The organism is Aestuariimicrobium ganziense, from assembly GCF_015352975.1.
GTDB lineage: Bacteria > Actinomycetota > Actinomycetes > Propionibacteriales > Propionibacteriaceae > Aestuariimicrobium > Aestuariimicrobium ganziense.
The window spans coordinates 60,571-86,579 of sequence record NZ_JACYIZ010000006.1; the positions used below are offsets into that span (position 1 = coordinate 60,571).

The 26,009-nt window shown below is 68.9% G+C and carries 29 protein-coding genes and 4 tRNA genes; 10 read left to right on the top strand and 23 right to left on the bottom strand.

What is annotated here, in order from left to right; translation table 11 throughout:
* Positions 1-235 precede the first annotated feature (235 nt).
* Entirely contained in the window at positions 236-979 is a 744-nt protein-coding gene (locus IE660_RS12155; RefSeq protein ID WP_203568647.1) for a C40 family peptidase, read from the top strand.
* 110 nt (positions 980-1,089) lie between these two features.
* Here IE660_RS12155 and rplA read toward each other — a convergent pair whose 3' ends face one another.
* From rplA to IE660_RS12205, 10 genes are all read right to left on the bottom strand, one after another.
* Entirely contained in the window at positions 1,090-1,806 is a 717-nt protein-coding gene (rplA, locus tag IE660_RS12160) for a 50S ribosomal protein L1 (RefSeq protein WP_203568648.1), read from the bottom strand.
* A 142-nt stretch (positions 1,807-1,948) separates the two neighbouring features.
* On the bottom strand, positions 1,949-2,380 hold the full coding sequence (rplK, locus tag IE660_RS12165) for a 50S ribosomal protein L11 (RefSeq protein WP_203568649.1): 432 nt from the start codon (positions 2,378-2,380) through the stop codon (positions 1,949-1,951).
* A gap of 102 nt (positions 2,381-2,482) precedes the next feature.
* Positions 2,483-3,325 (bottom strand): transcription termination/antitermination protein NusG, encoded by an 843-nt coding sequence (gene nusG / locus IE660_RS12170; RefSeq protein WP_203568650.1) that lies wholly within the window; start codon positions 3,323-3,325, stop codon positions 2,483-2,485.
* Between the two features lie 42 nt (positions 3,326-3,367).
* Positions 3,368-3,910 (bottom strand): preprotein translocase subunit SecE, encoded by a 543-nt coding sequence (secE, locus tag IE660_RS12175; protein ID WP_203568651.1) that lies wholly within the window; start codon positions 3,908-3,910, stop codon positions 3,368-3,370.
* 102 nt (positions 3,911-4,012) lie between these two features.
* Positions 4,013-4,085, bottom strand: a tRNA-Trp gene (locus IE660_RS12180).
* Between the two features lie 128 nt (positions 4,086-4,213).
* Positions 4,214-5,314: an LCP family protein gene (locus tag IE660_RS12185; protein WP_203568652.1), complete on the bottom strand. Its 1,101-nt coding sequence runs from the start codon at positions 5,312-5,314 to the stop codon at positions 4,214-4,216.
* 3 nt (positions 5,315-5,317) lie between these two features.
* The gene (locus IE660_RS12190; RefSeq protein WP_203568653.1) at positions 5,318-6,589 is read right to left on the bottom strand and encodes an aminotransferase class I/II-fold pyridoxal phosphate-dependent enzyme; all 1,272 of its coding nucleotides are present in this window, start codon (positions 6,587-6,589) and stop codon (positions 5,318-5,320) included.
* Positions 6,590-6,674: 85 nt separating this feature from the next.
* Positions 6,675-7,736, bottom strand: coding sequence for a UDP-N-acetylmuramate dehydrogenase (locus tag IE660_RS12195; RefSeq protein WP_203568778.1), 1,062 nt, complete (start codon positions 7,734-7,736; stop codon positions 6,675-6,677).
* Between the two features lie 83 nt (positions 7,737-7,819).
* Positions 7,820-8,248 carry a MaoC/PaaZ C-terminal domain-containing protein gene (locus IE660_RS12200; RefSeq protein WP_203568654.1) on the bottom strand — a complete coding sequence of 143 codons (429 nt, stop codon included), beginning with the start codon at positions 8,246-8,248 and terminating at the stop codon, positions 7,820-7,822.
* Positions 8,245-8,667, bottom strand: a complete 423-nt coding sequence (locus IE660_RS12205) for an FAS1-like dehydratase domain-containing protein (RefSeq protein ID WP_203568655.1) — start codon at positions 8,665-8,667, stop codon at positions 8,245-8,247. Before IE660_RS12205 ends, IE660_RS12200 begins: the two co-directional genes overlap by 4 nt.
* A gap of 41 nt (positions 8,668-8,708) precedes the next feature.
* Between IE660_RS12205 and IE660_RS12210 the strand changes: the two genes are divergently transcribed.
* Complete coding sequence (locus tag IE660_RS12210) at positions 8,709-8,858, top strand: hypothetical protein (protein WP_203568656.1); 150 nt, start codon at positions 8,709-8,711, stop codon at positions 8,856-8,858.
* Positions 8,859-8,922: 64 nt separating this feature from the next.
* On the opposite strand, the gene rpmG is transcribed toward IE660_RS12210, so the two are convergent.
* From rpmG to IE660_RS12225, 3 genes are all read right to left on the bottom strand, one after another.
* The gene (gene rpmG / locus IE660_RS12215; RefSeq protein WP_203568657.1) at positions 8,923-9,093 is read right to left on the bottom strand and encodes a 50S ribosomal protein L33; all 171 of its coding nucleotides are present in this window, start codon (positions 9,091-9,093) and stop codon (positions 8,923-8,925) included.
* Between the two features lie 40 nt (positions 9,094-9,133).
* Positions 9,134-9,209, bottom strand: a tRNA-Met gene (locus tag IE660_RS12220).
* Positions 9,210-9,261: 52 nt separating this feature from the next.
* Positions 9,262-9,334, bottom strand: a tRNA-Thr gene (locus IE660_RS12225).
* 118 nt (positions 9,335-9,452) lie between these two features.
* On the opposite strand from IE660_RS12225, the gene deoD reads away from it, so the two are divergent.
* A complete protein-coding gene (deoD, locus tag IE660_RS12230) occupies positions 9,453-10,166 on the top strand; it encodes a purine-nucleoside phosphorylase (protein ID WP_203568658.1) in 714 nt (237 codons plus the stop codon).
* Between the two features lie 67 nt (positions 10,167-10,233).
* Here deoD and IE660_RS12235 read toward each other — a convergent pair.
* Positions 10,234-10,319: transfer RNA gene (locus tag IE660_RS12235), tRNA-Tyr, on the bottom strand.
* An 85-nt stretch (positions 10,320-10,404) separates the two neighbouring features.
* Between IE660_RS12235 and IE660_RS12240 the strand changes: the two genes are divergently transcribed.
* Positions 10,405-10,896 carry a YajQ family cyclic di-GMP-binding protein gene (locus IE660_RS12240; protein ID WP_203568659.1) on the top strand — a complete coding sequence of 164 codons (492 nt, stop codon included), beginning with the start codon at positions 10,405-10,407 and terminating at the stop codon, positions 10,894-10,896.
* Positions 10,897-11,264: 368 nt separating this feature from the next.
* Here IE660_RS12240 and zupT read toward each other — a convergent pair whose 3' ends face one another.
* Positions 11,265-12,068 carry a zinc transporter ZupT gene (gene zupT, locus IE660_RS12245; protein ID WP_203568660.1) on the bottom strand — a complete coding sequence of 268 codons (804 nt, stop codon included), beginning with the start codon at positions 12,066-12,068 and terminating at the stop codon, positions 11,265-11,267.
* A gap of 114 nt (positions 12,069-12,182) precedes the next feature.
* On the opposite strand from zupT, the gene IE660_RS12250 reads away from it, so the two are divergent.
* Complete coding sequence (locus IE660_RS12250) at positions 12,183-13,400, top strand: MFS transporter (RefSeq protein WP_203568661.1); 1,218 nt, start codon at positions 12,183-12,185, stop codon at positions 13,398-13,400.
* A gap of 4 nt (positions 13,401-13,404) precedes the next feature.
* Here the strand turns inward: IE660_RS12250 and IE660_RS12255 are convergent, their stop codons facing one another.
* The 3 genes from IE660_RS12255 to IE660_RS12265 form a co-directional block, all read right to left on the bottom strand.
* Complete coding sequence (locus IE660_RS12255; protein WP_235998033.1) at positions 13,405-13,662, bottom strand: aldo/keto reductase; 258 nt, start codon at positions 13,660-13,662, stop codon at positions 13,405-13,407.
* 42 nt (positions 13,663-13,704) lie between these two features.
* Positions 13,705-16,476, bottom strand: coding sequence for a cation-translocating P-type ATPase (locus IE660_RS12260; protein ID WP_203568662.1), 2,772 nt, complete (start codon positions 16,474-16,476; stop codon positions 13,705-13,707).
* 77 nt (positions 16,477-16,553) lie between these two features.
* Positions 16,554-17,345 carry a uracil-DNA glycosylase gene (locus IE660_RS12265; RefSeq protein WP_203568663.1) on the bottom strand — a complete coding sequence of 264 codons (792 nt, stop codon included), beginning with the start codon at positions 17,343-17,345 and terminating at the stop codon, positions 16,554-16,556.
* A gap of 113 nt (positions 17,346-17,458) precedes the next feature.
* Here IE660_RS12265 and IE660_RS12270 point away from each other — a divergent pair, with 113 nt between their 5' ends.
* The 5 genes from IE660_RS12270 to IE660_RS12290 all read left to right on the top strand — a co-directional run bounded on the left by IE660_RS12270 (position 17,459) and on the right by IE660_RS12290 (position 22,033).
* Positions 17,459-18,439 (top strand): aldo/keto reductase, encoded by a 981-nt coding sequence (locus tag IE660_RS12270; protein WP_203568664.1) that lies wholly within the window; start codon positions 17,459-17,461, stop codon positions 18,437-18,439.
* 307 nt (positions 18,440-18,746) lie between these two features.
* Entirely contained in the window at positions 18,747-19,730 is a 984-nt protein-coding gene (locus IE660_RS12275; protein WP_203568665.1) for an aldo/keto reductase, read from the top strand.
* The gene (locus IE660_RS12280) at positions 19,727-20,671 is read left to right on the top strand and encodes an exodeoxyribonuclease III (RefSeq protein ID WP_328701948.1); all 945 of its coding nucleotides are present in this window, start codon (positions 19,727-19,729) and stop codon (positions 20,669-20,671) included. The genes IE660_RS12275 and IE660_RS12280 overlap by 4 nt, the downstream gene beginning before the upstream one ends.
* Positions 20,672-20,744: 73 nt before the next feature.
* Positions 20,745-21,278 (top strand): DUF421 domain-containing protein, encoded by a 534-nt coding sequence (locus tag IE660_RS12285; protein WP_203568666.1) that lies wholly within the window; start codon positions 20,745-20,747, stop codon positions 21,276-21,278.
* 56 nt (positions 21,279-21,334) lie between these two features.
* A complete protein-coding gene (locus tag IE660_RS12290; protein ID WP_203568667.1) occupies positions 21,335-22,033 on the top strand; it encodes an STM3941 family protein in 699 nt (232 codons plus the stop codon).
* A 37-nt stretch (positions 22,034-22,070) separates the two neighbouring features.
* Here IE660_RS12290 and IE660_RS12295 read toward each other — a convergent pair whose 3' ends face one another.
* Genes IE660_RS12295 through IE660_RS12315 form a run of 5 tightly spaced genes read right to left on the bottom strand, consistent with a single transcriptional unit; the run spans position 22,071 to position 25,989 of the window.
* On the bottom strand, positions 22,071-23,036 hold the full coding sequence (locus IE660_RS12295; protein ID WP_203568668.1) for an enoyl-CoA hydratase/isomerase family protein: 966 nt from the start codon (positions 23,034-23,036) through the stop codon (positions 22,071-22,073).
* A complete protein-coding gene (gene mptB / locus IE660_RS12300) occupies positions 23,029-24,627 on the bottom strand; it encodes a polyprenol phosphomannose-dependent alpha 1,6 mannosyltransferase MptB (RefSeq protein WP_203568669.1) in 1,599 nt (532 codons plus the stop codon). Before mptB ends, IE660_RS12295 begins: the two co-directional genes overlap by 8 nt.
* Entirely contained in the window at positions 24,624-25,007 is a 384-nt protein-coding gene (locus IE660_RS12305) for a 4Fe-4S binding protein (RefSeq protein WP_203568670.1), read from the bottom strand. Before IE660_RS12305 ends, mptB begins: the two co-directional genes overlap by 4 nt.
* Positions 25,004-25,588 (bottom strand): NADH-quinone oxidoreductase subunit C, encoded by a 585-nt coding sequence (locus IE660_RS12310; RefSeq protein WP_203568671.1) that lies wholly within the window; start codon positions 25,586-25,588, stop codon positions 25,004-25,006. Before IE660_RS12310 ends, IE660_RS12305 begins: the two co-directional genes overlap by 4 nt.
* On the bottom strand, positions 25,585-25,989 hold the full coding sequence (locus IE660_RS12315) for an NADH-quinone oxidoreductase subunit B family protein (RefSeq protein WP_328701949.1): 405 nt from the start codon (positions 25,987-25,989) through the stop codon (positions 25,585-25,587). The genes IE660_RS12310 and IE660_RS12315 overlap by 4 nt, the downstream gene beginning before the upstream one ends.
* Between the last annotated feature and the right edge of the window lie 20 nt (positions 25,990-26,009).

Below are 26,009 nucleotides of genomic sequence, written 5' to 3' on the forward strand. Positions count from 1 at the left end.
CGGCGGTCTTCGGTACGTGCTGAAGTCTACGGACATGCATCCCGTCGAGCCAAATCGGCCCAGCCACGGACGAATCCTGAGAGTTCAACCCACCCTTGAGTATGGACTCTGAGATTTGCCTTAACAAAGTCTGAGACTTTACAGTTCAACGGTCGCTGAACGGACAGCGACGCCCAAACACCAACCCAGGGCGTCCTCACCCCGAGACGCCGCAAGAACAGTCAAGGGGGACCTCGTGTCCAAGTTCCGCAACATGGTTGCCGCCTTCGCCTCGGCCGTGGCGCTCAGTGGCGGCCTGCTGGTCGCCGGGCCGATGGCCCCGGCCGAGGCCTCGGTGGCGTGCATGCCCACCACGCCTGAGATCCGGTGCTCGATGTACTGGGCCAACCGCACCAACATCAACTACGCCAAGTACAACCAGCGCAACGAGTCGGTCACCAACCTGCAGCGCGCCCTGACCCAGGCCAAGTGGCCGGTGGGGATCACGGGTCACTACAACTCCTACACGGTCAGAGCCGTCAAGGGGTACCAGGCTTCGCGCAAGCTCCCGGTCACCGGCGTCGTCGACTACCGAACCATCCACGCCATGCGCGTGGGAGCCGGTGGCCCGGGCGACCCCAACGCCACTGTGTCGAAGGCCTCGGTCGCGGTGAAGTACGCCTATGCCCAGGTCGGTAAGCCCTACGTCTACGGAGCCACTGGCCCCTCCGCCTACGACTGCTCCGGCCTGACCGGCGCCTCGTGGAAGTCCGCCGGCGTCTCGGTGTCGCGCACCAGCTATGGCCAGCTGAGCACCTTGCCCGCCGTCTCGAAGTCCAACCTGCGCCCCGGCGACATCGTCGGCTTCTACAGCGGCAGCCACGTCGGCATCTACGTCGGCAGTGGCTACGTGATCCACGCGTCGCGTCCCGGCGTGCCGGTCAAGAAGGTCGCCATGAGCTCAATGCCCTACTACAAGGCGGTGCGCCCGGCCGCCTGAGCCGTCGCACACGCACAGCCCCCGAGGCCCGGTTCCCACGTGGGGAACCGGGCCGCGGTCTTTCGGTCTCGACACGCGTTTCGCGTCACTCGACCGGTCAGGTCAGGCGATCAGGCCTCGGCGCCCTCAGCCTCAGCAGCGCGGTGCTTGCTGGTGTCGACCAGCACGCCCGGGCCGAAGGTCGAGCTGAAGGTGATCTTCTTCAGGTAGCGACCCTTCGAGGTCGACGGCTTGAGCCGCAGGATCTCGTCCAGCGCGGCGAAGTAGTTCTGCGCCAGCTGCTCAGGCCCGAACGACACCTTGCCGATCAGAAAGTGCAGGTTGGCGTGACGGTCGACGCGGAACTCGATCTTGCCGCCCTTGATGTCGGTGACGGCCTTGGCCACGTCCATGGTGACGGTGCCGGTCTTGGGGTTGGGCATCAGGCCACGCGGACCCAGCACCCGGCCCAGGCGGCCGACCTTGCCCATCATGTCGGGGGTCGCCACGACCGAGTCGAAGTCGAGGTAGCCGCCAGCCACCTTCTCGATCAACTCGTCGGCGCCGACCTCGTCAGCGCCGGCGTCGAGGGCGTCCTGCGCCTTCTCACCGGTGGCGAAGACGAGGACCCGTGCCGTCTTGCCAGTACCGTGCGGAAGGTTGACCGTGCCGCGGACCATCTGGTCGGCCTTGCGGGGGTCGACACCGAGGCGGACGGCCACGTCGATGGTCTCGTCGAACTTGGCCTTGGCACCCTTCTTGACCAGGGCGATCGCCGACTCGGGGGTGTAGGCCTGCGCCTCGTCCACCTGTTCGGCGGCGGCGCGGTAGGTCTTGCTGCGCTTCATGTCTGGTTCCTCTCTGTCAGCCTCGCGGGCTGCTCCACCAGTTCCTGGTACGGGCTGCGCGGCCCTCCCAGTGAGATGTGTGTTGCGTGGGGTGTTGGTCTCGACACGCGCTACGCGCCACTCGACCAGCCACCGTGGGGGATCAATCCTGGACGGTGACGCCCATGGAGCGGGCGGTGCCCGCGACGATCTTCATGGCCTGCTCGACGTCGTTCGCGTTGAGGTCAGGCATCTTGGTCTCGGCGATCTCACGCACCTGGGCGGCGGTGATTCGTCCGACCTTGTCCTTGTTGGGCACCGACGATCCCTTGGCGAGTCCAGCGGCCTTCTTGATCAGCTCGGCGGCCGGCGGGGTCTTCAGGATGAACGAGAACGTGCGGTCCTCGTAGATGGTGATCTCAACAGGGACGACGTTGCCGCGCTGCGACTCGGTCTGCGCGTTGTAGGCCTTGCAGAACTCCATGATGTTGACGCCGTGCGGACCGAGGGCGGTACCGACCGGCGGCGCGGGAGTGGCTGCTCCGGCCTTCAGGGCGACCTTGACGAGCGCTGCCACCTTCTTCTTGGGAGGCATGTGTTGGGTCCTTCGTGGTGTTGACGACGACCGGACGGGCGTCCGGCCGGTGGCCGCCCAGGCCCACCCTGGCGGTGTGGGGCTGGGACGACCTGCGTGAACTCAGATCTTCTGGATCTGCGGGAAGGTCAGGTCGACCGGGGTCTCGCGACCCATGAAGTCGACCAGGGCCTTGAGCCGCTGGCTGTTCACGTTGATCTCGGTGATGGTGGCGTGCACGCCCGCGAACGGGCCGTCGACCACCTGGACCGAGTCGCCCACTGCGTAGTCGGCGACCTCGATCTTCTTCTTGGCCCGCTTCGAGGGCTTGCCGGTGACCGCGGCCTGCGCCTTGGCGATCGCCGACTTCGACAGCATCCGCTCGACCTCGTCGAGGCTCAGCGGAACTGGGGTGTTGGCATGGCCGACGAACCCGGTCACCGACGGGGTGTGGCGCACGGCGGCCCACGACTCGTCGGTCAGGTCCATGCGCACCAGCACGTAGCCGGGCAGCACGCAACGGGTGACCGTCTTGCGCACACCGTTGCGGATCTCGACGACCTCTTCGGTGGGCACCACGGTCTCGTGGATGTAGGCCTCCATGTCGAGGGTGGTGATCCGGGCGTCCAGGTTCTGCTTCACCCGGTTCTCCATGCCGGAGTAGGTGTGGATCACGTACCACTCGCCGAACTTGCTCTGCAGTTCCTCGCGCAACTCGGCCACGGCCTTGGCCGCGATCTCGTCCTCGTCGGCGTCACCGTCGTCGTCTGCCGCCTCGTCGGCCGGCTCCGGCTCGTCAGCCAGACCGAGGTTGATGGCGACCTGGTCGGGCTCGACCTCGTCCTCGCCACCGAAGTCGAGGTTGATCCCGGAGTCCTCCTCGACGACGTCGTCGGCCTCGCCGAGGTCGATCTGGATGTCGTCCTCGGGCGTGGTGTCGGTGTCGTATTCAGGGTTCTGGGTCACGGTGTCAGTTCCTCGCAGTTGTCAGGTCGGGTGGCCGGTAGGTCACTGGCCCTGGTCGTCGCCGAACAGCTTGAGCAGCGCCCAGCCGAAGGCCAGGTCGAGCAGTCCGACGAAGGTGATGATGATCACCACGAACACCAGCACGACGATGAAGTACTGGCGCAGCTGGTCGCCGGTCGGCCAGTTCACCTTGCGCAACTCGCCGGCCGACTGGCCCACGAACTCCGCCGGGGTGGTGCGCTTGACGCGAGCGGTGGTGGTGCGCTCCGAGCGCTTCGAGGTCGCCGTGGCCTTCTTCGCCGTGGTGGACGAGCCGGCGCTGCGCTTGACCGGACGCGACGAGCGAGCCTTGGCGGCCACGGTCTCGGCGGCGGCCAACTGCTCAGGGTCGTCCACGACGACGTCCTCGGGGTCTGCCTCGTCCGGGGTGTCGTCGAGCACGTCGTCGTCGGCGTCGGTGAGTTCCTCGGCCTCGGTCTCGTCCGCAGCGATCTCGTAGTCGCCCGGGTCGGAGAGCTCAGCGGCCAGGTCCTCGCCCGACGGATCGACCTCGCCGTCGTGCGGCGAGAGCTTGTCGTCGGTCACGGGTGTTCCTTAGTCGTGTCATGCCTGACCGCCCGTGCACGCAGCCGAGTGGTCCAGACCTGGATGCTGGTGGTCAACAGGACTGCGTTCCATCCTGCATCGCAGGGCAAGAGGGACTTGAACCCCCAACCTACGGTTTTGGAGACCGTTGCTCTGCCAATTGAGCTATTGCCCTTCAGTGGTTCCGGCACCGAACCCGAGCACGCCCGAGCGTGGTGCAAGTGCCACCAAGACAGACAGTCTAGGCGTAACCGGCCTGTCGAGTCGAACCGGCCTGTCGAGTCGAACCAGCTCGCGCACCCACTACTTCTTGTGCTTGAGGTAGTAGGCCTCCATGGTGTCGGTCTTCATCGCCTCTGACAGTTCGGCCAACCCGGCCTCGTCGACGATGTCGATCGACTGGCCGTCGGCCGAGGTGCCGAAGCCGCTGATCGGGGCCTGCATCGAGCGGATGTCGTCCGACCCGGTCAGACGCAGGCTGGCGGCGGTCGAGGTGATCACGTTCTTGCTCAGGCCGTCATCGACGGTCATGCACTCGGCGAAGGTGTCGACGGTGGCGCCGAACTTCGAGGGGTTGGCGATAGTGCCGGTGGTCAGCACCTTGCCCATGATCGCCTGAACGACCGCACGCTGCCGCTTGGCCCGGTCGAGGTCGCCGTTGGGCAGGTTGTAGCGCTCGCGCACGTAGACCAGCGCCTGCTCGCCGCGGATGGTGATCTCGCCCTGGGGGAAGCTGAACCCGTTGCTCGAGGACGCGTGCTCGTTGTACACGGTCACACCGCCGAGCACGTCGGTCAGCTTGATGAAGCCCTCGAAGTCGATCACCGCAGCGTGGTCCATCCGCACACCGGTCATCTGCTCCAGGGTCTGGATGGTGAGCACCGGTCCACCCCAGGCGTAGGCGGCGTTGATCTTGGCCTTGCCGTGTCCCGGGATGCTCACCCACATGTCTCGGGGGAACGAGACCAGGTAGGCCTTCTGCCGATCGCCCGACAGGTAGGCCACCATCAGCGAGTCGGATCGTCCTTGGTCGAAGCCACGGCTGTCGGAACCCATCAGCACGAAGGTCATCGGCTGGCGCTTGGCCGACGACTTCGGCGTCGGCGGCCGGGTCACCACCGTGCCGTCGGGCAATGTCGAGGTCTCGGCCCTGGGCATCAGCGTCGGGTTGCGGTTGATGTGGTCGATCGCGTTCGAGACCCGGTTGAGGTAGTAGAAGGCGACCCCACCGCCTGCCACCAGGACCGCGAGCAGGGTGATGAAGAAGACCGTCATCACCTTGCGGCCGCGACTGCGGGTCTTCGCGTCGTCGGCCCGACGAGGGGTGCTGGTCTCGTCCTGGTCATCGAGGATCGAGGTCGGCTCCTCGGCGGGCTCCTCGCCCCTGCGCGGTGTCTGGGTCATCGCTCAGCCTTGGCCCCGCTCGCGCACCAACTTCTCAGCGGCAGCGAGCAGCACGCAGGTGGCCACACCGTCCATGGCGCAGGCCAGTTCGCCCTGGCTGGGGAAGGTGGGCGCCAGTCGGATCCAGCGGTCGTCCGGATCGTTGCCCAACGGGTGGGACGAACCGGCCGGGGTCAGCGCGATGCCAGCCTCCTTGGCGAGCTGGACGACTCGGCTTGCGGTGCCGTCGACCTCGAGGGTGACGAAGTAGCCGCCGCGCGGGGCGCTCCAGCGGGCCACGTCGTACTCACCGAGGCGGCGCTGCAGGGTGTCGCGGACGATCGCGAACTTCGGCGCGATCAGGTCGCGATGGCGCCGCATCAGGCCTCGCACGCCGTTGGCGTCCTTGAGGAAGTGGGCGTGGCGCAGGTGGTTGACCTTGTCGGGACCGATGGTGCGACGTGACAGGTGGCCCAGGTACCAGTCCAGGTTGGCCTTGGACGAGGCCAGGAACGACACACCGCCACCGGCCAGGGTGACCTTGGAGGTCGAGGCGAACGCGAACACCCGGTCGGGGTGACCTGACTCCGCGGCCAGCGAGATGATGTCGACCGGCCGCGGCTCGTCATGACCCAGGTGGTGCAGGGCGTAGGCGTTGTCGTACCAGATGCGGAAGTCGTCGGCGGCGTCCATCTCGAGCAGGGCGCGCAGGGTGGCCTCGTCGTAGGTGACGCCGTTGGGGTTGGCATACATCGGCACCGCCCACATGCCCTTGACGCTGGGGTCGGCAGCGAGCGCCCGAACCGCATCCAGGTCGGGGCCGTGCTCGGTCAGCGGCACGGTGACCATCTCGACGCCGAAACCGGCGGTGATCGAGAAGTGACGGTCGTAGCCGGGCACCGGACAGATGAACTTGATGGTCTGCCCAGCCCAGGGCTGGCCGCCGGGTAGGCCGAACAGCATGGCGAAGGCCATCACGTCGTGCATCAGCGACAGCGAGGAGTTGTCGGCGGCGATGATGTTGTCGAGGGGCACGTTGAGCAGTTCGGCGAAGATCGCCCGCACCTCGGGCAGACCTTGCAGCCCGCCGTAGTTGCGCACGTCGGTGCCGTCGGCGGCCTTGGTGCCGACCGGCTGGCTGAGCAGTGCCGACGACAGGTCGAGCTGCTCCGAGGCCGGCTTGCCACGGGTCAGGTCGAGCTTGAGCCCGTGGGCCTTGAGCTCTTCGTAGAGGGTCGTCTGCTCGTCCAGGAAGTCGCCCAGGGCGTCGCGGTCGAGGTCTCTCAGTGCAGCCATGGGGTCAGTGTGACACGGGCGATGCCACCAAGGCACGCCCCGACCACCGTGCAACCCGGGCGCGGTGCCGCCCGGGGTGACTGGTTCAGATCTGGCAGTTCACCATCACCGGCTCGGGGACGAGCACCACCCCGAAGCGTTGCTGAACCCCGTCGCGCACCTCGCGGGCCAGGGCGAGCAGGTCGTCGGTGGTGGCGCCTCCACGGTTGGTCAGGGCCAGGGTGTGCTTGGTCGACAGGCTGACCGGGCCACGGGCATGGCCCCTGCCGAACCCGGCCCGTTCGATCAGCCAGGCGGCGGAGGTCTTGACCATGTCGCCGGGTGCGGGGTAGCGGGGGGCGTCGGCGGGCAGGGTCGCGGCCTGATCGGCGGTGAGCACCGGATTCATGAAGAAGCTCCCGGCACTCCAGGTGTCGTGGTCGTCGGCGTCGAGCACCATGCCCTTGCGGCCCCGGATCGCCAGCACCGCCTCGCGGACCGCGGCCATCGGCGTACGTTGGCCGACCTCGACGCCGAGGGTGCTGGCGAGTTCGGCGTAGCGGACCGGTGCCGAGAGGTCGCCCAGCGGCAGTTGGAAGGTGACCTGCAGCACGACGTGGCGGCCCGGCTCGGCCTTGAACCGGCTCCAGCGGTAGCCGAAGCCGCAGTCGGCGGCGGCGAAGGTGGCGAACTGGCCGGTGCGCCGGTCGAGGGTGCGCACCCGCGCGATGGTCTGGCTGACCTCGCAGCCATAGGCGCCGACGTTCTGGATCGGGGTCGAACCGACCAGTCCGGGGATGCCCGACAGGGTCTCGACGCCGACCCAGCCCTGCGCCACGGCGAAGGCCACGAAGTCGTCCCAGTTCTCACCGGCGGCGACGGTGACCACCGCTCCCCCACAGGAGCCGACATCGGCATCGACGCCACGGGTGGCCACCTTGACCACGGTGCCGTCGAAACCGTCGTCACCGATCACCAGGTTCGATCCGCCGCCGAGCACCAGCACCGGGGTGGACGAGGCGTCGGCCTCGCGGATCGCACTGACCAGGTCGGCCTCGGTCTCGGCCACGACCAGGCGTCGCGCGGCGCCACCCAGGCGCCGCGTGGTTTGGTCGGCCAGCAGTGCGCTGGCGGCGGCGGGTTCGGCCGCGGTGACGCTGGTCGACAGCCGGTCGACCGAGCAGTCCTCGCCGACCTCGCCGACGGTGATCGGGTTGAAGCTCACCGGGATGGGCCTCACCGGGTCGGGGCTCACCGGCGCACCTCGGCGCGCCACACTTCGGCGCGGGCGGCCCCGATCACCTTGTCGTCTCCGCAGGTGGCCTCGAGGGCGACCACGACGGTCTCGTCGGTGACCTCGGTGACCGCGCCGGTGAACTCGACCAGCACCCCCTCGTCGGTGTCGGGGATGAGCACCGGCTTGGTGAAGCGGACGAACACGCTGGCGACCCGCTCGGCGCCGCCAGCCCAGTCGGTCACCGCCGAGGCGGCCTGTCCCATCGTCCACATGCCATGGACGAGAACCCCGGGCAGGCCGAGGGCCTGGGCTGCCCGGTCGGACCAGTGGATCGGGTTGAAGTCGCCGGACGCCCCGGCGTAGCGGACGGCGTCCGCCCTGGTCAGGTGCACGCTGCGGGTGGGCAACTGGTCACCGACGGTGACGCTGGCGAGGGTGCTCATGCGGCCGACTCCTCCTCACGGGTGTGCAGCAGGGTCGAGGTGGCGGTGCAGACCACCTCGTCCTCGACGGTCAACTCGACCTGGATGGTGACCCAGTCACCGAGTCCGCGGCTGCGCACCTTCTCGATCGACAGCACGGCGGTCACCTCATCGCCGTCGCGCAGCGGGCGAACGTGGCTGAAGCGCTGGTCGCCGTGGACCGTGCGGTGCAGGGCCAGACCGAGGTCGGGGTCGTCGAAGAGCGCCTGCCAGGCCTGCGCGGCGATCACCATGGCGAAGGTCGGCGGGGCCGTGGTGGGGTCGGCCTGGGCCGCGGTGTCGCCGACGGCGTGGGCGAACTCCTCGATCTTGGCGCGGCTGACCCGGTACGGGAGGGTGGCCGGATAGCGGCGTCCGACGTGCTCGGCACTGATGGGCATGGGCCCAAGGCTACTGTCGCGACCCGGAAGCTTGCGAGGATGTGGCCCTGGCCACCAGGGAACCGCTGACCCCAGAGCAGGTGGAGTTCGCGCCTGCCACCATCGACCGCTTCGCTGACGTCGCCACGGTGGTGGGACCGAGCGCGACCGCCAAGGGCTCGTGCTGGCTGGTGCGCAAGGACCTGAAATGACACGACGGGGCCGCCCGCCAGCGGCGGACGACCCCGTGCGTGGGTCAGTGGTGCGCGAGCAGCGTCAGCGGGTCTCGCGGTGCGCGGTGTGCTTGCCGCAGCGCGAGCAGAACTTCTTCAGCTCAAGTCGATCCGGGTCGTTGCGCCGGTTCTTCTTGCTGATGTAGTTGCGCTCCTTGCACTCGGTGCAGGCAAGGGTGATCTTGGGGCGGACGTCGCCAGCCTTCTTGGCCATTGTCGTTCCTTTCTGACAGACCTTCAGTGGGTGCGGGTCGTGGTAGCGGAGACGGGACTCGAACCCGTGACACAGCGATTATGAGCCGCTTGCTCTACCACCTGAGCTACCCCGCCACTTGGTGTGAGTGGGCTCGGAACCTGACGACTCCGAGCCCACCTGCACCAGAGCCCCCATGCGGAATCGAACCGCAGACCTTCTCCTTACCATGGAGACGCTCTGCCGACTGAGCTATAGGGGCCAGCCGAAGGAACAACTTACAGCAGCGGTGACACCACGCGCAAAACGTCCTCACGAGCCACACCGTAGGATCTGCACGTCACCTCGACCCATGCTCGTCCACCACCGGAAGGACCCCCATGCCCACTCCTCACATCGCCGCGCAACCGGGTGAGATCGCCCCGTTGGTGATCATGCCCGGAGACCCCCGGCGGGCCACCCGGATCGCCGAGACCTTCCTCGACGACGCCCGACTGGTCAGCGAGGTGCGCGGCATCGGCTGCTACACCGGCACCCACCAGGGCACGCCGATGTCGGTGATGGCCTCGGGCATGGGCATCCCGTCGATGTCGATCTACGCCACCGAGCTCTACCGCGAGTACGACGTGCAGCGGATCGTGCGGGTCGGCACCTGCGGCGGCATCTCCTCCGACGTTGCGGTGCGAGACGTGGTGATCGCCAACGCCGCCCACACCAACTCCCAGGTCGCCACGCTCGAGGCGCCGGGGCTGTCGCTGTCGCTGGCGGCCAGCTTCGACATGCTCCGCGGTGCGGTGGACGAGGCCCGCGCCCACGCCGAGGGCAAGGTGCACGTGGGTTCGGTGTTCTCGTCCGACTTCTTCTACTCCGACCGCCGCGACATCACCGAGGCGCTCGACCGCTTGGGCACGCTCGGGGTCGAGATGGAGGCCGCCGGGCTGTATGCGTGTGCGATGAAGGCCGGACGCGAGGCGCTGGCCGTCTGCACCGTGTCGGACCACCTCAAGGACGGGTCGGGCGACCTCACCTCGGACGAGCGCGAGACCCTGTTCGCCACCGCCCTGCAGATCGCGGCCGCCGGCCTGCTCGCCTGAGTTGAAGGGACTCGTACAGGGCCCGGACAACGAACAAGGCCCCCGAATCCATCCGATTCAGGGGCCTTGGTGGCAGGTGTAGGGTTCGAACCTACGTAGGACGATGCCGACGGTTTTACAGACCGCTCCCTTTGGCCACTCGGGCAACCTGCCGTGCTGCTGCGCAGCGATTGGTTACCTTAGCAAAGCCGAAGCCGCATCACCGAATCAGGCCAGCCCTTCCAGACAGGAGACCGCCATGGCATCCGACAGCTCCTTCGACGTGGTCAGCAAGATCGACCGGCAGGAGGTTGACAACGCCCTCAACCAGGCCGCCAAGGAGGTGAGCCAGCGCTTCGACTTCAAGAACACCGACTCATCGATCAGGTGGTCGGGCGAGACGATCGAGATGATCGCCAACGGCGAGGAGCGAGTGAAGGCGATCTGGGACGTCTTCCAGTCCAAGCTGGTGCGCCGCGGTGTCTCGCTCAAGGCTGTCGAGGCCGGCGACCCCCGGATCTCGGGCAAGTTGTGGCACATCACCGCCTCGACCAAGGAGGGGATCACCCAGGAGAACGCCAAGAAGGTCTCGAAGCTGATCCGCGACGAGGGGCCCAAGGGCGTCAAGTGCCAGATCCAGGGTGACGAGCTGCGGGTCTCGTCCAAGAGCCGCGACGACCTGCAGGAGGTGCAGCGCCTGATCAAGGCCGCTGACTACGACTTCGCGGTGCAGTTCGTCAACTACCGCTGAGGCCCCGGCTCACACCCCGCTGAGCAGCACGGCGCTGGCGAACCCGAGCACCGTGGCCAGACCGACCCAGCGGCCGGCGTGCTCGACCGCCTCGGGCAGCATCGTGGTGGAGAGCATCGCCAGCACCCGTCCGCGGCGGTGCCCGGCAGCGATCAGGCCGGTGGTGGCGGCGAGGCGACGACCAGCGCGATCAGGGCTCCGAGCAGCAGCGCCGAACCGCCCAGCAGTCCCCACACAGCAGCCATCAGCATGGGCCACCTCCTCGTCCGTGCCCCATCGTCCAGTCTGACCCCGGTCAGGTCTGGTTCGTGGCGACAAATGCGCTGTCAGTGCGTCGTTTCACGCCACGAACCGGTGGCACGGGAGGGTCACCGGGCAAACAGCACCAGGCTGAGCGCGACCACCACCATGCCGGCGAGCATGCCGTAGATGGTCTGGTGCTTGTCGGTCTGGTAGCGCCAGGCGCCGGGCAGCAGTTCGTCCACCGCGAGAAAGACCATCATTCCGGCGACCAGCGCGTAGAACATGCCGAACAGGGTCTGCGGGACGACGAACGAGACCAACAGCGCGGCGAACAGCCCGCCCAGCGGTTCGGTCAGCCCAGAGACGGTGGCCCAGGCCAGGGCCTTCGTCCGGCTGCGGGTGGCGGCGTAGACCGGGGCTGCCACAGCGATGCCCTCGGGCACGTTGTGGATGGCGATCGCCACCGCCAGCGTGATGCCGACCTGGGGCTCGGTGTAGGTGGTGAAGAAGGTCGCCATGCCCTCGGGGAAGTTGTGCAGCGACAGCACCAGCGCCACCAGCAGACCCGAGCGCAGCAGGTGGCGGGTCTGCGGGGCCTCGCCGGACGAGACCTCGGCCTCGCGCCCCTCGGTCTCGTTGGGGTTCAACTCCCCCGGCAGGAACCGGTCGATCGCCAGCACCAGCAGGATGCCCACGAAGAAGGCGCCGTAGCCCAGGGCGTTGGCAGGCATCGGTGCGTACCGGTCGGACAGCGAGTCGATGCCCAGTGGCAGCACCTGCATCAGACTGACCAACAGCATCGCTCCGGCGGCGAAGGCCAGGCTCACCGCCAACCAGGTGCGCTCGAGCACTCGACGGCTGAGGGCGAGGAACCCGCCGACCGACGTGGCCAGTCCCGCGAGCAGCGAGACCAGCAGCGCGAGCAGCATGCATCGAACGCTACCGTCGAGGATGGGAGTGCTTGTCGAGAACCGGATTCCGACGGCCACCCCAGTGATATCTTGATGTCAAGATAAATCCCCGACCCACCCCGGGAGCGCGCGATGTACAGACGGCTGTTCTGGCCTGTACTGGCTCCCTCGATGCTGCTCGGCGTCGCCAGCGGCGCCACCGTGCCGGTGTCGGTGCTCGCCGCGATGGAACTGGGCGCCTCGGCGGCACTGGCCAGCCTGATCGTCGCCATGGTCGGTGCCACCGCGCTGGCCACCACCGTGTTCGCTGGCATGCTGATCGACCGGATCGGCGACCGCCGGGCGATGCTGCTGTCGACCGGGGCGGGTGCCGTGGTGACCGCGCTGACCGTGATCGCCTTGGTCTGGGCCGGTCCGGGAGCGCTGTGGCTATTCACCGCCGCCTCGATGCTGCGCGCACCGGTGATGAACGTGTGGGGCCTGGCCCGCCAGGCGCTGGTCGCCGACCAGGTCGCGCCGCTCGAGCGAGGACGAGCGATGACCGCCCTCGGCGGGACGATGCGAGCCGGCAGCCTGGTCGGACCGCTGGCCAGCGCGCTGCTGCTGCTCTGGCTGCCGTTGTGGTCGGTGTTCGTGTTCTCGATCTGCTGCGCCCTGCTGGCGTTGGCGATCCTGATGAGCCGTCGCGGGTCCACCCTGGACGACCAGGCTGCGGCAGCCCGGGCCGGGGGCGATCGGCAGCCCGACGCCGCTGACCTGGTGGTCCGGTGGCGAGCGGTTGCCCTCGCCGGCGTCTCGGTCGCCACCTTGGCCATCGCCCGGGTAGCCCAGCCGGTGGTCGTCCAGTTGTGGGGTGTGCACCTGAGCCAGTCGGCCTCGACGATCTCGCTGCTGATCGCGATGGGGGCAGCCGTCGAACTGGTGATGATGTGGCCCGGCGGCTACTTCAAGGACCGGATCGGGCGCTCACCGGTGCTGGTCGCCTGCCTGGTGGTGTACGGCCTGGGCTTCGTGCTGATGCCGACCCTGCCCACGCTGTTCGGCATGGTGTCCGCGGTGTTCGTGATGGCGCTCGGCAACGGGCTGGGTGCGGGGATCAACATGACCATCGGCGCCGACCTGAGCCCACCGGTGGGACGCGCCAAGTTTCTCGGCATCTGGGCGCTGTTCAGCGGTACCGGGGTGCTGATCGGGCCAGCGACGGTGTCGGCGCTGGTCGCCGCGTCGGGCGTCGGTGCGGCGATCTTCGGCATCGCCGGCCTTGCCCTGGGCGGGGCGGCCTGGATGGCGGGCTGGGCTCGCACCGTCGACCTGCCCCGAGGTATCGGGGTCGAGCCCAGCGCCAAGTGAGCCCTCAGCGACGCAGGGGCACCACCTCGTCGCGGCGGTCACGGATCGCGGCGCCGACGATCTCTTCGGACTCGCCCCTGGAGTACACGTCGGCGGTGTCGAGGAAGTTGATGCCGGCGTCGATCGCGGCGTTGATGATGCGGCTGCAGTCGTCGCGGTCGGCGTTGTTGCTGCCGCCGAACATCATCGTGCCCAGGCACAGGTTGCTCACCTGCACGCCGGTGTCGGCCAGGTCGCGGTAGCGCATGTCGGTCTCCCCCATCGTGGGTTGTGGTGCCCAGGTCGGGGTGGGAGCGTCGCTAGGTCAGGCGTCAGCGTGGCGCCGATGACGGCGGACCCACTTGGCAACTTCTTCGTACCACAGCACCACCGACGCCATGGCCAAGCAGATCAACCAGTGCCGCAGGTCCAGCGAGGTGGTGCCGAAGGCCTGCTGCAGGAAGCCGACGTGCACCACGGCCGCCTGGGCCAGGAAGGCGCCGGCGATCGTGATCCACAGCCACTTGTTGGTGAACAGGTGGCTGAACGCGGAGTGGTCGACCGAGCGGGCGTTGAGGGCGTTGAACAGCTGGGCGATCACCAGGGTGGTGAACGCGGCGGTGCGGGCGGTCTCGACCGAGTCCGTACCGCCGGGAATCAGTCCCCCGGGCAGGAAAAGGTCGATCGTGGCCAGGCTGACCAGCCCCATGACCAGGCCGATCGCGATGATCCGCTGCCACATCGCCTTGTCGACGATCCGTTCGTCCAAGCGGCGTGGACGACGTGCCATCAGGTCACCGTCGTCGGGGTCGACCCCCATCGCCAGGGCCGGGCCGGAGTCGGTGACCAGGTTGATCCACAGGATCTGGGTGGCGAGTAGCGGCACCGCCATCGTTCCCGCAGCTGCGGCGTCGCTGAGGCCGATCACCCCGGCCAGCACGATGCCGAAGAACACCGTGGCCACCTCGCCCATGTTCGAGCTCAGCAGGTAGCGCATGAACTTCTTGATGTTGTCGAAGATCCCGCGCCCCTGCCGGACGGCGGCGACGATGGTGGCGAAGTTGTCGTCGCCGAGGATCATCTCCCCGGCCTCCTTGGTGACCTCGGTGCCGGTGATGCCCATCGCCACCCCGATGTCGGCCGACTTCAGGGCCGGGGCGTCGTTGACGCCGTCGCCGGTCATCGCCACGATGTGCCCGTCGGCCTGCAGCGCGTCGACGATCCGCAGCTTGTGCTCAGGTGCCACTCGGGCGAACACCGACACCTCACGGGTGGCGGCCGCGAACTCGTCCTCACTGAGTTCGTCGAGTTCGGCACCGGTCATCGCCCTCGCCCCGGGCTCGACGATGCCCAGGTCGGTGGCGATCCTGGCGGCGGTGACCGGGTGGTCGCCGGTGATCATCACGACCCGGACGCCCCCGCGGTGCGCCTCGGCGACCGCGGCGCGGGCCTCGTCGCGCGGCGGATCGATGATGCCGACCACACCGAGGAAGGTGAGGTCGTGCTCGTCGTCCTCGTCGACGTCGTCGCTGAGGCCGTCGGCCCTGCGATGGGCCACGCCCAGGGTGCGGTAGCCCTCGCCGCTGAGCCGGTCGACCACCTCGAGGATCTCGCGGCGGCGCACGTCGTCCAGCGGACGAGACTCCGGACCAACCTGTTCGTCGGTGCAGTGGCTGAGCAGCACGTCGGGAGCGCCCTTGGTGATCAGCCGCTGGCCCACCTCGGGGCAGGTCGAGACCACCGACATCATCTTGCGTTCGGACGAGAACGGCACCTCGGCCCGCCGTTCGTGCGCGCTGACCCGCTCGTACACCCCGTCGAGTTTGTGCTGGGCGACCAGGAACGCCGCCTCGGTGGGGTCGCCGGTGATTGTCCAGTGGTCGGCGTCGTGGCTGAGTTGGGCATTGTTGGCCACCGAGCCGTCGGTGAGCACCAGCCGGGCCTCGCGCAGCGTGTTGTCGTCGTGGTCGCCGGTGGCCTCACCGTCGCTGGGGTCGTAGCCGGTGCCGCTGAGTTCGACCTCACCAGAGGCGGTCACGATCGTGCGCAGCGTCATCTCGTTGCGGGTCAGGGTGCCGGTCTTGTCCGAACAGATCACCGAGGCCGAACCGAGGGTCTCGACCGAGGGCAACTGCTTCATCACCGCGTTGCGTTCGGCGAGTCTGCGCACCCCGATCGCCAGCACCAGCGACAGGATCGCCGGCAGTCCCTCAGGCACCGCGGCCACCGCCAGCGACACCCCCATCAGCAGGATCGAGACCGCACCCGAGACGTCATCGGGCCGGTTGATGACGAACAGCACGCCCATCACGACGACCGCGATGGCGAGCACCACGACGCCGAGCATCTTCGAGATCGAACTGACCTCACGATCGAGCGGCGAGGGTTCGCTCTCCGTCTTGTCGAGCATCTCGGCGATCGAGCCCATCTGGGTGTTCATCGCAGTCGCCGTGACCAGGGCTCGTCCGACCCCGTGCACGACGGCAGTGCCCTTGAAGACCATGTTGGTCCGGTCGCCGAGTGAGACCGGCTCGGGCAGCGTGTCGGCGCTCTTGTCGACGGCCTCTGACTCGCCGGTCAGCGACGACTCCTGCACCTTGAGCCCGGTCGCACTGAGCAGGCGGGCGTCGGCGCCGACCGCGTCGCCCTCGTCAAGCACGAGCACGTCGCCGATGACCAGTTCGGACGAGGGCACGTCGCGCAGTTGGCCGTCACGCAGCACGGTGGAGGTGGCCGCGGTCATCCGGGCCAGCGCGGCGACTGCACTCTCAGCGCGGCTCTCCTGGACCAGTCCGATGATCGCGTTGAGGATGACGATCGCGCTGATCACGATGACGTCGATCGGGGCATCGTGGGCACCCTCGACCAGCCACGCCACCAGCGAGATCGCGATCGCGACGAACAGCAGGTAGACCAGTGGGTCCTGGAACTGGCGCGCCACCTTGCGCCACAGCGGTTCGGGTGGCTTGGCGCGCAGTTCGTTGGGTCCGTCGGCAGCCAGTCGGCGGGCGGCTTCGTCGGTCGTCAACCCCCGCTGCGGATCGGTTCCTGCCTGTTCGGCAACGGCTACGGCTTCGGTCAACGTCGGGTCAGTCATGACTTCTCCTCACCTTCACCATGTCAGACGCGATCAAGGCGGCAGGCAGGACGAGGGCGGCGACCCACCCCTGAGGGTCAGCGCAGTCGGGCGATCACCTCGTCCAGCATCGGCTCGGTGAGCTTGCCGGTGAAGGTGTTCTGCTGGCTGACGTGGTAGCTGCCGACCAGACGGATCACGCGGCCAGCCGGGGTGGTCAGCGTGGCCTCGGCGCCGTGGCCGAAACGGGGTTGGGGACGAGGAACGCTCCAGCCGATGCGGCGGGCGGCACGCAGCAGGTTGGCCCAGCCGATGCCGCCCAGCACGAGCACCGAGCGCAGTCGGTCGGACGACAGTGCGAGTTCGCGGTCGAGCCAGGCCGAGCAGGTGGCCTGTTCGGTCGGGGTGGGCTGGTTGGCGGGTGGGGCGCAGTGCACCGGGGCGACGATGCGCAGGTTGGTCAGGCGCAGGCCGTCGTCGGCCGAGACCGAGGTCGGCTGGTTGGCGTAGCCGGCGCGGTGCAGGGCGGCGTAGAGCCAGTCGCCGGAGCGGTCGCCGGTGAACATCCGCCCCGTGCGGTTGGCGCCGTGAGCAGCCGGGGCGAGGCCGACCACCAGGACCTCGGCCTCGGGGTCACCGAACGACGGCACCGGGCGTCCCCAGTATGGCTGATCCGCGAAGGCTGCGCGCTTGGTGGCGGCGACCTGTTCGCGCCACTCGACCAGGCGTAGGCAGGCCCGGCAGACCGAGACTCGGGCGTCGAGCGCGGCCTGATCGGGGGCAGTGGTGGCCAGGCGCACGACCTCGTCCGGGGTGGTGGCGACCGGCGTGGCGCTGGTGGCGGGGTCGCCCGGCCAGCCGGTGCCCGGAGTGACCGGGGAGGTTGACATGGTGCTCAGCCTAGGCGCGACGACCTGCGTGGTGATGCGGGAACCTGTCTCGCCACCGCGCCGCCGAGTAGCGTCGGGCGTGGGACACACAAGCGACCTGAGGGGACATCGCCATGGAGTACGTGAAGCTCGGCAGAACCGGCCTCGACATCTCTCCCATCTGCATCGGAGCCATGGGCTTCGGCACCGCTGAGGGTTGGGTGCACAGTCAGTGGGCGCTGGACGAGGACGCCTCGCGTGATGTGGTGAAGTCGGCGCTCGACAAGGGCATCAACTTCTTCGACACCGCCAACGTCTACGCCGCCGGCAACTCCGAAGAGATCCTGGGCAAGGCGCTGCGCGCCCTGGGCAACCGTGATGAGATCGTGCTCGCCACCAAGCTGCACGGCCGCATGCACGAGGGCGCCAACGGTGCCGGACTGTCGCGCAAGGCCGTGATGAGCGAGGTCGACCACAGCCTGAAGCGTCTGGGCACCGACTGGATCGACCTGTACATCATTCACCGGTTCGACCCGACCACGCCGGTCGAGGAGACCATGCAGGCGTTGGACGACGTGGTGCGCGCGGGCAAGGTGCGCTACCTCGGCGCCTCGTCGATGTGGGCCTACCAGTTCGGCATGCTGCAGAACGCGGCCGAGCGTCATGGCTGGACCAAGTTCGTCTCGATGCAGAACCACTACAACCTGCTCTACCGCGAGGAGGAGCGCGAGATGGTGCCGTTCTGCCAGCAGACCGGTGTCGCGCTGACCCCGTACTCGCCGTTGGCCGCCGGTCGCCTGACCCGTGACTGGACCGCCGACACCGCCCGGTCGCAGACCGACGTGATCGCGCGCCGCAAGTACGACTCCACCGAGGAGCAGGACCGGGCGATCGTCGAGCGCGTGGCCGCCGTGGCCGACGAACTCGGCGTCTCGCGCGCCGCGGTGGCGCTGGCCTGGCTCTGGGCGAAGGGGGTCGCCGCCCCGATCATCGGCGCCACCAAGGAGTCGCACCTGACCAGCGCCATCGAGGGTCTCGGGGTGGAGTTGACCGACGAGCAGATCGCCAGCCTCGAGGAGCCCTACGTGCCCCACGAGATCATGGGCCACAACTGAGGTTTCCTGACTCGCTTGCGGAGTGCTCCGTTCTGCGGAGCACTCCCCCAGTGTTCAGCGAACCCGCTGGTCCGGGGGAACTCGCGTGGCTGATCGAGTAGGTGCGAGGGACGAGCCTCTCGAAACCAGCCCACCTGGCTGATCGAGTAGGTGCGAGGGACGAGCACCGTGTCGAGATCCCGCCATCCCAGGAGCGAGGCACGAGCCTCTCGAAGCCAGCACCTGCGTGCTTTCGAGCCTCGCTCGCTCACCCCTCAGCCGCGCACCGATCGCGCACCGCCTCGACCGACGTGACAGGGTGGTGGGCATGGAACACCGTCATGCACCGCGTCTGGGACGCGACCTGTCGGTCATCGGCCAGGGCTGCTGGCAGCTCGGCGGCGGTTGGGGTGAGGTCTCCGACGACACCGCCCGCGAGGTGCTCGCGGCGGCGGCTGACACCGGGATCACCTTCTTCGACACCGCCGACGTCTACGGCGACGGGCGCAGCGAGCGGCTGGTCGGCGAGTTCGTCCATGCCCGTGGTCGCGACCAGTTCGTGGTCGCCACGAAGATGGGACGCCGCGCCGACCCGCACGGGCCCGAGGCGTTCATTCCCGCCAACCTGCGCCGCTGGAACGACCGGTCCCGCGAACTGCTCGGCGACGACACCCTCGACCTGGTGCAGCTGCACTGTCCGCCGACCCCGGTGTTCTCCTCCGACGAGGTGTTCGACACCCTTGACGCGATGGTCGACGAGGGCCGGATGCGTGCCTACGGAGTCTCGGTCGAGACCTGCGACGAGGCGCTGACCGCGATTGCCCGCGAGCACGTGGCCAGTGTGCAGATCATCCTCAACGTGCTGCGCCGCAAGCCGCTCGAGCAGGTGCTCGGCGCCGCGGCCGATGCCGGGGTGGCGATCATCGCCCGGGTGCCGCTGGCCAGCGGCATGCTGTCGGGACGCTTCGACTCCTCCACCACCTTCTCGGCCGACGACCACCGCCAGTTCAACCGCCACGGGGAGTCGTTCGACCAGGGCGAGACCTTCTCGGGCGTGCCCTACGAGGTCGGGCTCGTGGCCGCCCGCCGGTTCGGTGCGATCGCCGGCCAGGGCACCCCGGCCCAGCGCGCGCTGCGCTGGATCATCGACCAGCCGGGCGTCACCACGGTGATCCCGGGAGCGTCACGCCCCAGCCAGGCCCGTGACAACGCCGCCGCCGCTGAACTGCCGCCCACCTCTGCCGAGGCACTGGCCGAGTGCGAGGCGATCTACGACGACCTCGTCCGCGAACACGTTCACAGCCGGTGGTGAGTCCCGCCCCCGACACCCTGGCTGGGCTGCGGATCGACACCCCACCACACCTACGGATCGCCACCTTCAACGTCAACGGCATCCGAGCGGCGCTGCGCCGCGGGTTCCGCCGCTGGATCGAGACCCACCAACCCGACGTGGTCGCGTTGCAGGAGGTGCGCTGCCCGGTCGACCAGTTGCCACTCGAGGCCTTCACCGGCTACCACGTCGCCTACGACCCGGGCGTCATCCCCGGGCGCAACGGGGTGGCCGTGATGACCCGCCAAGCTCCGGCCGCGGTGCGGATCTGGGGTGAGACCGTGCACCTTCTCGACCCACATGGCTCGGGCGGTCTGGCGCCGGTCGCCACCGTCGGACGAGACCTCGCCCGCGAGTTGCGCCACTTCGGCCACGAGGGACGACACCTCGAGGTCGACCTCGCCGACCACCCGCTGACCGTGGCCTCGCTCTACCTGCCCAAGGGCGGCACCCCGTTCTCCGACGAGGTGTCGCTGGCCCGCCTTGAGCGCAAGATGCGTTTCCTGGCCGGGTTCTCGCGGCAGATGTCACGCTCACGCCGGGCTGCACTGGCAGCCGGACGCGAGTACCTGGTGATGGGCGACTTCAACATCGCCCACCAGCGCCTCGACGTGAACAACCCGTCGACCAAGAACCGCTCCGAGGGGTTCCTGCCCCAGGAGCGGGAGTGGTTCGCCGCCCAACTCAGCCCACGCACCCTGGTTGACGTCGTCCGGCGCCTGCGCCCCGACGAACAGGGCCCCTACACCTGGTGGTCGTGGATGGGACAGGCATGGAACCGCGACACCGGCTGGCGGATCGACTACCACTTGGCCTCACCGGGCCTGGCACGGCGCGCGGTCGCCGGTGGCACCCACCGTGACGCCACCTACGAGGAGCGGATCAGCGACCACTCCCCCGTGGTCGTCGACTACTCCCTGTGACCTGGTCGCGGCAGGGGTCCGGTGCTCTGCGGACACGCCCCGACCATCGCCGCCCCAGGAGCAGGATGGGGCCATGGAGTTCTGGGCACGGTTGTGGCACGAGATCGGCATCACTGCACCACGAGCGGCGGCCGTCGTGCTGGCCTCCGGGGTGCTGTACCTCACGCTGACCGTCATCCTGCGGGTGTGGGGGCAGCGGTTGTTCGCCAACCGGTCCGGCACCGGGCTTGCGGTCGTGCTGGTGCTCGGCTCGATCATCGGTCGCTCGATGCTCGGACCGGGCCCCACCCTGATCGGGGGGCTGCTCTGTCTCGCCACCCTGATCACGCTCGAGACGCTGTTCGGCACCGGGCGACGAGCCGGCCTGTTCGGGCACCGCAGAGCCGTGGTGATCTTCCGCGACGGGGACTTCGACCACCGGACGCTGCGCAGGTACCACCTGGACGAGCGGCTGGTCTGGGCGCGGCTCCGCCAGGCGGGGGTCACTGATCTCGAACACGTGCGGGCCCTCGTCCTGGAGACCGATGGCAGCGTCAGCCTGATCCGCCAGGGTGCTGTGATCGACCCGCGGCTGCTGGCCACCGTGCGCGGGGCGGAGACCCTCTGACAGGTTCGCCACCAGGGGCCGGACGAGGGCCCAACCCCGCGTGGTGAACTGGAGGGGTGACAGATCCCGCACAGTTCATCCCCCATCCGCACACCGTGGTCTTCCCGAGTTCCACCAAGACCGTGCTCGGGACGCTCGGCTCGGCGGCCTTCATCGTGGTGGGTGTCCTGTTCCTCGTGCTTGCCGATGGGTGGCTGATCAAGGGCATCGGAGTGATCTCGGTGGTGTTCTTCGGGTTCACCGGGTGGCAGTGGGCCAAGCGGCTGGGTGACAAGGCCCCGGCGCTGGTGCTGGGCCCGGAGGGCTTCTACGACAACAGCTCAGCCACACCGCTGGGCTTCGTGCCGTGGACCGAGGTGGTCGGCATCGCCCCGCAGAAGGTGGGCAGCCAGTCACTGCTCATGGTGCACGTGCGAAACCCCGAGGCCTGGACCCAGCAGGGCAGCCAGCTCACGCAACGAGCCCGCCAGTTCAACCTGCAGAACTACGGCACGCCGTTGGCCATGTCTTCGAACATGCTCAAGGACACCAACTTCGACAGGCTGGTCCAGCTGTTCGCCCCCTGTGCACCTCAGCCCGGCAAGGACCACTGGGGTCCGCAGGCGCCCCAGCAGCAGTGGGGCCAGCAGCAGTGGGGCCAGCAGCAGTGGGGCCAGCAGCAGTGGGGCCAGCAGCAGTGGGGCCAGCAGCAGTGGGGCCAGCAGGATCTGGGGCAGCAGCCTTGGGGTCAACAGCCTCCGCCGGACGGCGGGTAGAGCCACCGCCGACCATTCGGATCGCCGCAGAACCCACTCAGCCGAAGTAGCCCAGCACCTGGTCGCGCGGCACCTCGTCCACGCTGGCGTGCTGCCAGCGCGGGCTGCGGTCCTTGTCGACCAGTTGTGCCCGCACGCCCTCGACGAAGTCCGACCCGACCAGGAATGCCCTGGCCAGGCTGAGGTCCTGGGCGAGCACCTCGTCCACGCTGCCCATCGCTGACGCCCGCCGCAACGCCTCGAGCGAGACCGCGACCGACAGCGGTGACCGGCTCGCGATCAGCTCGGCGGTCTCACGTGCCTCGGACGAGTCGTGCCGGCGAAGCCGATCCACGATCGCGCCGGCGTCGTCCCCGGCGAAGCACTCGTCGATCCCACCACTGGCGCGCGCCAGCCACGACTCCTCGGGGTGCACCTCGAGCTCGTCGGTCTGGGTGAGCAGCCCGGCCCACAGCGCCGATGAGGCGTCCAGGCTGTCACCGGTCAGCGCCATCCAGGTTCCGCTCTCGCCCGGCATCCGCGACATCGGGTGCAGCACGCCGACGTCGGGGAAGAAGCCGATGGTCACCTCGGGCATGGCGATCTGGGTGGACGAGGTGCCCACCCGGTGCGTCGCGTGCGCCGACAACCCCATGCCGCCACCCATGGTGATGCCCTCCATCACCGCGGTCACCGGCTTGGGGTAGTCAGCGATGGTGGCGTTCAGCCGGTACTCCTCGGTGAGGAACGCGAAGGCCAACTCCGGGTCGTCCAGCAGGTCCTGGCGCAGCGCCCGCACGTCGGCACCAGAGCAGAAGCCACGCTCGCCAGCGCCGGTCAGCTCGACCGTGCGCACCGACTCGTCGTCGCGCCAGGCGTCGAAGGCGGCCTGCAGCAGGGCGATCATCTCGCGGGTCAACGCATTGATCGCCCGCGGGCGGTTGAGCGTGAGGCGTCCGACCCGGTCGACCACCTCGACCACGACCGGCAGTTCGGGGGCGGCCTCAACGGAGGTGTCAGTCACGGTCGTGCTCCTTGTCGGGCTGGTCTGGGGTGCGAGCGCTGGGATGGTGGGCCATGCTGCGGGCGATCCGACGACGCAGCGTCACCCGGTCATGCAGGTGACTCTGCCAGCCGTAGCCGGCCAGCGCTGCCACACCGAGCGCCACCGCCCCATTGCGCCACGACAGGTTCACCGCGGCGTAGGCCAGCAGGATCACCGTGGTCCAGACCGCGATCCGCACCACCTTCATGCCGGGACGCGTCAGCGGCAGCAGCAGCCCACCCCACAGCACGTACCAGGAGTGCAGGGCGGGGGCACCGAACGCGATCACCAGCCAACTCCAGCTCAGGAAGGTGATCGGACGACGCCTCGCCACGGTCACCGACAGGGCCACCGTCACCACCGCGCTGACCACCAGGCCCACGGTGCGCGACCAGCGCACGGCGAGGTCGGCAGCACGGTCCCACTCGAGGGCGTCGAACAGCAGTTGCAGCCCTTGTCCGAGCACGGTGGACGGCGAGACGGTGACCACCAGGCCGGGCACGTTGACCGCGTTGTACCAGCCGAACCCCAGTCCGGTGGCCACCGAGACCAGGGCAAAGGTGGCGGCCGCGACGGCCAGGCTGGCGAGCACCCGCCCCGCTGTGATGAAGACCTCGACCGGCTCCCAGCTGCGCCACTCGCGGTGCAGCAGCGGCAGCACGCAGGCTGCCAGCAGGGCCGGCTGCTTGATCGCTGCCGCCAGCCCGACCAGGACCGCCGCGAGCGGCCATGCCCAGCGCAGCCGCTGGGCCAGGTACAACCCGGCCACGACCAGCCCCATCATCAGCGAGTCGTTGTGGGCACCGCCGATGAAGTCGATCACCAGCACCGGGTTGAGCACGCCGAACCAGGCGGCGCCGGCGGGGTCGATGCCCATCCGGCGGGCCAGCCGGGGCAGGAACACCCCGATCATCACCACTCCGGCCAGGGCGGGGATGCGCATCGCCAGCGCCGACACGTAGGGGTCGTAGCGGAACAGGTCGACCAGCAGGTGCTGGATCTGCAGGCTCAACGGGCCGTAGGGAGCAGGGGTGAACCGCCACACCCAGGCCACCTGGTCGGCGAACGCACCGGGCAGCGTGCCGGGACCTGCCTCGTAGGGGTTGATGCCGTTGTGGATCAGCCACCCCTGGGCGGCGTAGGAGTAGGCGTCGTGGCTGAAGATCGGCGGTGCCAGCAGGAACGGCGCGCCCCAGATCAGCAGCACCGCCCAGTGCCGCAGGTGCACGTAGGCGTGTGCGGCGTCCGCGCTGCGTTCACGCCACGGACGCAACCGAAACCAGGCCTCGACCAGCAGCGCCACACCACCGAGCACCATCAGCGTGCCGACGATCTTGCTGGCGGTGTTGTCGAGGTGCATCGCCCGCATCAGCGGCCACCACGGCGAGTTGCGCGGCAGGTAGGCCGGCGTCAGCGACCCGAGCGCGATCAGACCGGTTCCCAGCACGCCCCGACGCACGTTCGAGTCGCGCCAGGCGTCGGTGAGTTGGTGACGCCGTGGGCGCAGTTCGTCCCAGATCGGACGAAGCCAGGGCCGCAGCCGGCGCCCCGTCACCGCGGGCGTGGTCATCGCGACCCGGCCTCGGCCAGGGCGTGACGGTCGTGCACCAGCCCGACCAGGTCAGCCGCCCCCAGCACGTGCGGGCCGGCCCACTCCAGCGCGTCGAAGGGGCACTCCTCGATGCAGATGCCGCAGTACATGCACAGCGCCCAGTCGATGGTGAACTCGTCGAGCACGTGCACCGTGCGCACCCGCTGCCGGCTGGGGTGGTGGCCCTGCTCGTCGGGCAGCACCTCGCTGTGGGCCTCGATGGTGATGCACCAGGTCGGGCACTCGCGCACGCAGATCATGCACGAGGTGCAGCGTTCCTCGATCAGGCGGATCGACCCGTGGCCGGTCGCGGCGTCAGGGGTGGGAGCTCCGGGGGTCGTCCGGTCGTCGTTGTTCATCGCCGGGCCCGTCGACTGCGCGCACGGCCCAGCGAGGCAACGAGTTCGGCCGGGGTCACGCTGGGATCATCCAGCAACTGCGGGTCAGGCACCCCGGGCGGCAGGGTGCGCCGACGGCTGGCCTGGGCGGTGTCGTCATCGGGGTCCTTCGCCCCGGGCCACGGTGTCTCGAGCCGGGCAGCCAGCAGTTCGTCCTTGCGCAGCGGGTGTCGGGGGGTGTCCAGGTGCCACAGCAGCGGCCGGTCGTCCCCGCCGGTGAAGCTCACCCCGAACATGTCGTGGGTCTCGCGCTCGTACCAGGCCGCCCCGGCGACCAGGTCGCCGATCGAGTCGAGCCGGGCCTGGTCGAGTTCGCGGGGGATGCGCACGTGCAGTTGCCGCCCCTGCGGATCACCTTCGGGGTCGTGGCGCACCAGTCGGACGACCACCCGCACTTCCTCGTCCCCACCGCTGGGGCGCCCGACCTCGTCGATGCCGATCAGGGAGTCGAACCAACTGAATCCCTCGGCCAGGGCCGCTGCCACCGCGTCGCGCCACTGCTCGGACGTGGTCTGGACGATCTCGTCGCCGTGTCGGTTCACGTCACCTCCCCACCGCCGTCGCGCAGTCGTTCGACATGCTCAGCCAGTGCCGACGGGGGTGGGGGGCAACCGGGTATCAGGTGGTCGACGTGGGTCAGGCGTCCGGTTCCGGGCACGATCGCCGAGGAGTCCCAGTAGGGGCCACCGGCGCAGGCGCAGGCCCCGAACGCCACGACGTGGGTCCGTTCGCCCAGACTGTCGATGCGGGTACGGACCAGGTCTGCGACCGGGGCGGCGATCGTCCCCGAGATCACGGCAACCACCTGGGCGCCCTCGGGCACGGCGCTCAGGCGCGGCGCCCCCTCGGGGACGGCGAACTCGCTCTCGACCGCGCAGCAGGCCAGCGACAGGTCGACCACGACGAGCGAGCCGTCGCCGAACCAGTCGATGCAGGTCTCCACGGGCTCAGCCTAGTGCTGCC